Annotated in this window: 7 protein-coding genes; 3 read left to right on the forward strand and 4 right to left on the reverse strand. The window is 48.3% G+C overall.

Going from position 1 to position 9,191, the window contains the following annotated elements; genetic code table 11:
* The coding region (locus tag C7B77_RS16310; protein WP_146138356.1) for an ATP-binding cassette domain-containing protein at positions 1–946 on the forward strand (946 nt) is incomplete at its 5' end.
* An 87-nt stretch (positions 947–1,033) separates the two neighbouring features.
* A complete protein-coding gene (locus tag C7B77_RS16315) occupies positions 1,034–1,597 on the forward strand; it encodes a hypothetical protein (RefSeq protein ID WP_146138357.1) in 564 nt (187 codons plus the stop codon).
* Positions 1,598–1,748: 151 nt separating this feature from the next.
* On the opposite strand, the gene C7B77_RS16320 is transcribed toward C7B77_RS16315, so the two are convergent.
* From C7B77_RS16320 to C7B77_RS16330, 3 genes are all read right to left on the reverse strand, one after another.
* Positions 1,749–2,264, reverse strand: a complete 516-nt coding sequence (locus tag C7B77_RS16320; protein ID WP_106306950.1) for a DUF7822 domain-containing protein — start codon at positions 2,262–2,264, stop codon at positions 1,749–1,751.
* Between the two features lie 424 nt (positions 2,265–2,688).
* A complete protein-coding gene (locus C7B77_RS29305) occupies positions 2,689–3,174 on the reverse strand; it encodes a hypothetical protein (protein WP_146138358.1) in 486 nt (161 codons plus the stop codon).
* A 223-nt stretch (positions 3,175–3,397) separates the two neighbouring features.
* Entirely contained in the window at positions 3,398–8,116 is a 4,719-nt protein-coding gene (locus C7B77_RS16330) for an SdiA-regulated domain-containing protein (RefSeq protein ID WP_106306956.1), read from the reverse strand.
* Positions 8,117–8,192: 76 nt separating this feature from the next.
* Between C7B77_RS16330 and C7B77_RS30810 the strand changes: the two genes are divergently transcribed.
* Positions 8,193–8,369, forward strand: a complete 177-nt coding sequence (locus tag C7B77_RS30810; protein WP_219892174.1) for a hypothetical protein — start codon at positions 8,193–8,195, stop codon at positions 8,367–8,369.
* Between the two features lie 290 nt (positions 8,370–8,659).
* Here the strand turns inward: C7B77_RS30810 and C7B77_RS16335 are convergent.
* The coding region (locus tag C7B77_RS16335; RefSeq protein WP_106306959.1) for an SDR family NAD(P)-dependent oxidoreductase at positions 8,660–9,191 on the reverse strand (532 nt) is incomplete at its 5' end.

The following is a 9,191-nucleotide window of genomic DNA, read 5'->3' on the forward strand; positions in this document are numbered from 1 at the left end:
CGAACAAATTTTTGGCAATCCCCAAGCTGAATACACCCAAACTTTGCTCAAAGCCGCTCTGCACGTCCAAGCTAACGATCGCGACATCCAGCTTACCGCCGCCGCACTAGATCGGAAAGTCCCGATTCTGACAGTCGATCGACTCCAAAAACATTACACGATCGAGACTAGTTTGCTCCAGCGATTATTTACCAAAGAGCGAACTAAAATTACCAAAGCTGTCGATAATATCCAGCTCGAACTATATCAAGGCGAAATTTTTGGCTTGGTGGGCGAATCTGGTTGCGGCAAAAGCACGCTGTCCCGAACGATTTTGCAATTAATCCCCGCCACTGGCGGCACAGTCACATTTTGCGGTGAAGAACTCACCAGCTTATCTCCAAAAGCAATTCGCGCCAAACGGCGGGACATGCAGATGATTTTCCAAGATCCGAGCGCATCTTTGAATCCGATGATGACTGTTGGTGAATGTATTGCCGATCCGCTCCAGATTCACGAAATAAACGCGACTCCAGCAGCTACGAGAGCGCAGGTGCTAGCAATGCTCGAACGCGTGGGTTTGACTCCCGCCGAGACATACTTCGACAGATATCCCAACCAACTCTCTGGCGGACAACAGCAACGGGTAGGCATCGCGCGCGCTTTGATTACCAAGCCTAAATTGGTGATTTGTGACGAACCAGTCAGTATGCTAGATGCCACGATTCAAGCCGAAGTTTTGGAGCTGATGCTAGAACTCAAGCGCGAAGATAATCTCACTTATTTATTTATCACTCACGATCTCTGGCTGGCGAGATTTTTGTGCGATCGCATTGCGGTAATGAATCAAGGACAAATCGTGGAAATGGGACAGACGCAAGCAATTTTTAGCAATCCCCAGCATCCCTATACCCAAGAACTATTAGCAGCGGCTCCGCTATTGAGAAAAACAAGCCCGATCGATTAAATTTCCCTGACAGACAATCTGTGCCATTGCGTGTTAATATGACTCGCGATATCTAACCAATCTTAACTGTCGATCGTTAATTAACTATTGACAAAAACTGGGGTGCCCAACATGACTGCCTGGAATTTTGCTGCAAGTATTGCCAGTATTCTGTCACTGATTTTTCATCTCAGTGGTAAAGGTTCTACACTGCGACAATTTACACTACCTACGACCACAGCTTTAGTCGGATACGCGATCGGCATCAATCGAGCAGATGTCGAACAAGCGTCTGGTTTATTATTGCAAGATCCGCATTTAATATTTATGCTAGTCGTGATGCTATTATTATTCGCACTCGCGATGTATTTAGTCGAATCGACTAAACCAGATGCCAAAATATCGATGATCTTTTTAGTTTTTTTGGCGACTATTGTCGTACCTCAATTAATCAAAAGCTATAACGATATCGCGCCGATGGTAGCCACCCAAGACTATCTTGCATTGGCGAGAGTTAAGGAACTAGATGGCAATACCGACGATGCCATCAAGTATCTCAAAATTTACGGCAAGCGAGTCGATCGAGTGGAGCTACAAAAACAGGTAAACATTCGCATCGATAGCCTGCGCAAGCAGCAATTTAAGCGCGAATCTACAACAAAAGGTAAATAGTGGATAATCGATCGTAGGTAAATAAAGTAGTAGCGCGATCGGACTAAAATCGTGGACATTTAGAACTCTAAAAATATAGTCAGTAACATTTTAAAAGATAGTTTTACCCACTGTTTTAGTCCGAGCGTCCCACTATTTTTACCACTACTTCTTATCCACCTAGGTGGAAGTAGAGTACGTGAGAGAAGTAACAACCGAATTGTTCTTCCCAATTAGTAATTGCCCGCAGACTCACATGTTCAAAGGAGTCGATCGTCGATCCATCTCGTTCGAGGACACGTTTCACATCGAGGAATATCTCTTTTGCAAGTGCTGCGTTCGATATGGTCTCGGTTGCCATTTCCGGCAAGTCGAGTCCTTCAAGTTCATAGATTTCACCCAGCTCCAAATGAAATTTGTCTCCTTGACGGTCAGCCCGCATTAAGTACTCTCGTGCCTCGCGGGCTGCGTTTGCGAAGCCCTCGTCCACCTGTGGTTCGAGCCAATCGAGCAGTTTGAGAAACAGTGGCCGCGTAATGTTCGCGTCTCCCTCAATAGCGATCTTTTCTTCAACAGTCCAAATCGCGGACTGGCATGGCGTGGGGTTCTCGCCAACAAGAATCAGGTGGGCAACGGGAATGAACGATTTCCATTCGGCAATGTCGCGAAACTCAACACTGTCGCACATGTGTCGTGTGTATAGATACGAACGATTTGCCATTTTCTGGTTCTCGCGATTTGTGTCATAACGCTCGATCTGAACAGCAATGCCGCCGTGTAGTTAGCAACAGGCGTTGTTGGCTCCATCGAGTTTGTTATCCCGCTAGCGTTCTGAATATTTTAACATATACTAAAAATCTACAGAGCCGCGAAATCGAATTTCGTTTATACACCTTCTCGAAGAAGATCGATCGCGATCAACTACAAATACAATGCAACAGAAACGATCGAACAAATTGCGATCGACTAGACAAACAAATCGAGCTAGTGAATGAGTCAAAGTTGTTGCTCTACTTGGGCTTTAGTTGTGGGCGATGCCCACCCTGATTCTACTTCTCTACTACGCTTCAGCTTGGCGTAGTATTAGGTGAGGAAATGGGCGGTTTAAATGCTTACTTTGGCAAGAAAGACGTGGAATGGTACTCATTTTGCCATTGACTTAGCCATTGATTTGGTCGTCTGGAAAGCCTTGGGATATGTTTTTGTAGATCGCGTTCGGTTAAATTTTGACTATATCGGGAATCTCCAACTGTTGTAATGATAATCTTTTGTGCTCCGAACTGGTCGGCAGTAATGTCTACAATTGCATCCTCCGTTTGGAGCCAGCAATGGTCGAAGAATAATCCGTCAGGCGTGCGAAAACCAAACTGTCCCTTGCTAGTTCCATCATGCTCTTTTTCGAGAGGTATTCCTGCTGCCAACTGCCACGATTGGCTCATAGAGTTTAATACATGCTTCAAGAATATTGATGTGTAACGACACATGTATGTAGAAGGTATTTCAGGAGGATCTCCCCAGGATTGATGAGCTTGAATCCACTTCGGCTCTAGAAATGTTCTTACAGTGATGCAGAATACTAACAGTTCGTCATTATTCATTTGGAATAAAGCTTTGAAACACAATCAACTTAGATGCCTAACGTTGCTGCTGATAACCCATACCATAACATTAACCTTGTTAGGCATAGTCATCAATTATAACTAATCTCCTAGTTAAATAAGATCGATCCTGGATCTGTGAACGATCGAACATCAAAAAAAGGGGATAAGCTAGATAACTTATCCCCCTGTGGATCTTTGCATTAAGAAAACAGATTTACGGTTAGGCAAATACAAATTGTCCGGCATTACCAGGAGTCAAACTAGTAGCTTGAATTCCGGTTAGCAGAGCTAACGATTTGCCGCCAAAGTCGATCGAAGTATCCGCACCAACTTGAGTTAATTTAATCGTGCTAGCAGTGATGCCCAAACTTGCAGCACCCTGGATGCCGATAACATCGGTACCGACTTGAAAATCGACTACTGTATTCGCTGCACTAGGAAGCTCGGCATTAGCGATCCAGAATTGGTCGGCACCTGTGCCGCCAGAAAGGATATTACCGCCGCCAGCACCGACAAATAACCGATCGTTACCGTCGCCACCCAAACCGCGACCGTTGGTACCGAGGTATAAGGTATCGTTACCAGCACCAGCAGAGATCCGGTAGCCAGTAGCATCGCCAGCCTCAAAGAGATCGTCGCCAGCACTACCGAAGGCGCGATCGTTATTGGCAACGTAGATGATGTCGTTACCGCTACCTAAATCGACCCGGTTGTTACCAGCAGCAGCACCCGCAGTCGCGACATCCACTTCATCATTCCCAGAACCAGCAAATACGATGTCATTAATCCCGTCAAATCCTGCTGTCCCAGCAACTAATTTATCAGCACCTGCGGTACCGGAAATTAAGCTAGTAGGATTGACAGGTGGCGGTGCGATGACGGTATCCTTCCGTGCCGCGAGGTTTTGAATCCGTTCGTCGAGGGCGGGAGCGGTATCGGCTTGGTTGTAGGGTTTGGTAGGATTGGGGAAAGTCTGGACTAGGTATTCGGCGAGGGCATCTTGTTCGGGACCGAAGGCGGCGAAATTAGCCTTGCGGAAGCTGGTGGGTTCGACTAGTGCCGCGTCTTGTTTGCCGTTACCATTGAGGTCTTCGATCGTCTCAAAGCCGTTGTTATTAGTATCGGGTTCGCCGAGGAGATCGACCCGATTGAAGCGGGTAGGATTGGCAGTTTGGAAGGCTGGGAAGGGATAATTATCGCCACCGCTAGCCAAGAAGTTGAGGGTAATGACGCGGAAGGTGCGATCGGGATTGCCGACAACTTCGCCATTTTGGACGACTACCTGTTGGGCACCACCTGCGGTTTCTGGCTCTACAGCTAAGGATATTACCCGATCGCCAGCCGGACGAGTCGCATCGAAGCTAAATTTAATCCCACCAAACTGGCCGAATTGTCCGGGGGTCGCACCTGGTGCGGTGCCAGCAACCGAATGTTCGATCGTCTGTAAGAGTTGCGCCGCTGTCAGGGTGACTAGGGTTAAGCCATTATTAAAGCGGAGGGAGTTGGTGATGTCTAGTTGCGAGATATCGCCTTCTCCTTTATTGGCGAGAGGATTCGCTGCTGGAGGCGATTTGATGGCATCAGCGGCATTGGTACCGCCTGTGGGGAAGGTGATGCTGCCGATATTGTCGCGAATACCACCACCGTTTTTAATCGAGATCGTGACAGTCGGATCGAGAGCTTTAGCGATCGCTAAGTTGGCATCAGCACTAATATTACCAAAGTTAGTTTCTTGAGTGCGGACATCAGTGCGGGTACCATTGAGGAAGACATCGGTATGTCCGAAGATTGCCCCATCTTGAGCGGCGACGACGGCTTTGAGCTTATCGGCGATCGCTTGAATTTCGGGATCGACTAGGGATTGCGCGTTGAGAGCGGCTACGCCTGCGGCATTAGTTGCATAAGCCCCACTAACGAGGGGATCGTAACTAGAGGGAACGATGTTGCCATTGTCATCAAAATCGATGACGAGCCGACCGACATATTTATAGTTACCGTCAGTGTTGATTAACGCGATCGGTTTGCCATCGGCACCAGTTAAGAATGTGGGATACTGACCCTGATTGGTATCGCCAGGGCGTAAAACGTCATTGCTGTCAAATAAGCGGGTATTAGAACCGCCAGCCATCATGATATCGACATTTTTCAGTCGTTTGGCTAACTCTGTCTCGATCGCGATTTGCTGCATGTGCGCCATCACGATGACTTTGTTCATGTCAGGATTGGCAGCTAGTAGCGCATCCACATCGGTCTGAATTACCGCAGCCAGGGCATCGAGTTCGGCAGCAGTAGGCGTACCACCAAAGGTAGCCGGACTTACGGCGACATTACCAGGGCTGGAAATATTTCGCAGCGTGGGCGTAGTCGCACCGACAACCCCGATTTTTTGACCGTTGACATTGATGAAAGTGGTGCCTGCAATTTTGCCAGGGATTTTATTCGCTTCTTGACCGTCAGCCGTAACCAGCGGTGCGAGGTTGGCATCGGGGGCAAAGTTGAGGTTGCCGCTCAGGTATGGGAACGCCGCACCAGGATAAGCAGGGAAGGCGGGAGTAGTTCCAGTTGCGGCAATTGCGGCTCCTGGCTTGATTAAGTTAGCGACTAAAGTGGTACCCAGGTCAAACTCGTGGTTCCCAAACGTAATCGCTTGTACGCCTAATTCATTTTGAATCAGAATATCGCCCCGTCCCTGTCCGCCAAAGGCGAGTTCGCTGGCATTGAGGAAAGCACCAGGAATGTAAGCATCGCCGGAGGAGAGGATCAGCGTATTGGGGAAATCGGGGGCGGTACCTGCATCGCTACCATCTTGATTTTTGAGCGCGTTGAGGACAGCGGAAAGGCGGGGCGCATCCTCTAATGCAGGAATCCCAGCTTCTTGATCGGCAAAATGTAAAAGTTGGAGTTTAAACATACCTATAGGAGTTGGTGGAGTTGAATTAGCGATCGAACCTGGAGAGCCAATTTCGATTTTGTCGTTGGCGAGGATGGCACCATTGGTACCAGCCACACTCAATGTGGAAATAGTCGGTAGGGTGGTAGTCCCACCGAGTCCCGCCTGATTGTCGAACGTGGCAAACGGGGAAGCCGTTGGGCTTGCACCGAAAGTCACACCCGTAACCAAGCTGCCAGCAGCATTGTAGAGATTTACCGAGTCACCACCAGTACTCAAGCCGATGCCTGCTCCGCTATAGTTACCGATCGTGAATCCGCTAGGAACATTGCTACCAAACCAAGCAGTCTGGAAGGCAGTTTTGGCGGCGGCGAGGTCGGTTGCTTCGATAAATACTACCGATTGCCCAGGGGCGATACTGGTGACACCGTTGAGGGCGACTGCTGAGGCAAAGGAGTTGGAGTTGTCATCGACTTTCCAGCCAGTGATATCTATTGCCGTCGTCCCCTTATTCGTTACCTCAAACCAGTCAGCAGCATAAGGCGCATTCCCACTCGCCCAAGGTGTCACTTCAGAGACGAACAGATTGGGATTGGGGGCTGGGGCTGGAGTTGGAGTCGGGGTTGGAGTTGGCGTTGGTGTTGGGGTTGGCGTTGGAGTACCTGTCGATGGTGCATAGACCCAGAGCTGGGGTCGATCGCTATTACCACCGCCATTTTCATTGACGATGTATAAATTACCATTTTTGTCTACCGTCAGCCCTTCATGCCCCTGGTCGGCTACGGATAAGGGATTGCCCATATCGGTGGCGATCGTTAACGAACTCAAAATTTTACCAGTGCGATCGACTTCGACGACTTTGCCCGATACTTGACTCAGCAAGAGGATGTTGCCAAAATCGGCTTTGCCCTCTAGATCCTTGACATTCGACAATGCGAATACATCCGCCAAGTCAGATAATCCTGCCAGAGCCGGATCGAAGAGATTTGTCGAGTTAACCGTAGTCGGCGAACCGTTACTTGCAGTACGCGCTGCAAAATCGATCGTGGTTTGAAATACGCCTTGAGGAGATTCTTCCTTAACCGCAATGTAGCCGCTCGTCTGCGGATCGTAACTAATCCCTTCCAGTCCGATATTCCCGATCGTCGTGCCGAGTTTGACGGTTTGGGTATTCGCTCTGGTGAGGGTCGTGTCCTTGGCATAAGTGAACGAGACGGCTTGGCGATCTCGCTCTTCGACCATCACGAATTTACCACCACCGATATAGGTCAAACCTTCAGGGTCGTAAAATTCGGTGCCTTGCGGACTAGTTCCCGCTGCTAGGAGCATCGAGTCGATTAATTTACCAGTCTTATCGACTTGGACGATCGTTTTACCACCATCGCCGACGATAAATAACGTATCGGTATCGACGTTGTAAGTTACAGCGGAGGCTTCTTGAGCCAGTAAGTTGCCCGCAGGTACCGTGGTGCGCGTGGGTTCGGGCAGATCGTAGCGACCGACGCGGGTATAAGTAGACAAGTCAATTCCCGCCAATGTGGGGGCACCATAACGACCGGGACTACCGATATCGCCACTAGTAGCAGCTACCGAACCTTGAGCGTCGCCAACGACAGAGAGTTTCCATTTAGTTGGGTCATTGGTACCAAGATTCGCAACTTCCGTCCAACCACTAGCATTTTGGGTACGCGGCGAACCTGGGATCGCCTCGTCGCCGTAGGTAAGTCGATCGACTAATGTACCAGCAGCATCATAAATATTAATTTCATCATTACGTCCCAACCCTTGGGTGGAGCCGCCGAGGACTTTGACGGTGGCGGGGACATTCCAATTTGTCCGAAAAGTAGCCTCAGTAGTTTCGGTGACGATGACTGATTCACCAGCCTTAATACTGCCCAATGAACTCAACGAAAATGTGCCTGTCGTGCGGCTATTGTCATCAAAACTCCAACCCGTCAGATCGATCGGGGTGGTGCCAGTATTAGTTAACTCAAAAAATTCGGCGTTAGTGGTAGTGGTGTATGAGTACTCGGTAATCCGGATCGCCATAATTTAGATGAATAGATAAAGGTTAGAAAATGCGATCGGCTGTAACGATAAGCGCAGATCGTGCCGATCGAAAACTATGCTTGAAAACTTAGGAATTGTAGTTCGACCGCGATCGCATTTACGCTCTATATGGAGTGTCGTAATTTACGATCGGCGCAAATCTTTGCTGGATAAACTAAAATTATCGGAGTTAGATTTGCTGTTTGAAAATATTCGAGCATCCCTGAAGCCATGCACCCAAGCTCTATTCTAGAGTTCCCTTACTGCCACATAATATTGAATCGATATTTCGAGCGAGATCGTTAACAGGAAGCTAGATCTCGCACTGCTATTCGATCGCCATTAAGTTGGCATACATTATTAACTTTTATTTAGCTAATAATTTCTCATCGAAATCATACCACCACTGAGATAATTTGATATTAAGCTTATTCGATCGATAGATTAAGAACAAATTAATAATCTAGAGATTGTTAGGCGATCGAAGATCTGATGGCTCTGATGACATTTCGGGGTAAAATGAAACTGCTTTTGGACAGCGACTTAAGCTGCTTGCTGGCGATTGTTAAAGCCATCTCCTCCAGCAGCAATACCACCATCCACTGGGAGGATCGTCCCCGTTACCCAGCTTGCATTTGCCAAATATAAAACGGCATCGGCGATATCTTTGGGCGTGCCCACCCGACCGAGAGGATGCTGCCGATCTAGATAATTTAATGTTTCTGGGGTCAGTTCGCCATGAAGTGGGGTGGGGACAATTCCAGGCGCGATCGTGTTGATGCGAATCCGATCCTCGGCTAACTCAAAGGAGAGGTTTTTCGCCATAGCTGTAATTGCGGCTTTGGCCATAATCGGTGCTGAAGCAGGAATTGACTGGCTAGCGTGGAATGTGAGAATCGTCCCAATGTTGATAATTGCGCCGCCATCTCCTTGCCAGCGCATTTGCTTGACGGCTTCCTGCGTGAGCGCAAAGGTACCGCGAACATAGCTTAGATATCGATCTAACTCATCAATGCTATATTCAGCGAACGGTTTGACTGCAAAGATGCCAGCATTATTAATAAGTACATCCACT

The sequence above is a fragment of the Chamaesiphon polymorphus CCALA 037 genome (assembly GCF_003003845.1).
Classification (GTDB): domain Bacteria; phylum Cyanobacteriota; class Cyanobacteriia; order Cyanobacteriales; family Chamaesiphonaceae; genus Chamaesiphon; species Chamaesiphon polymorphus.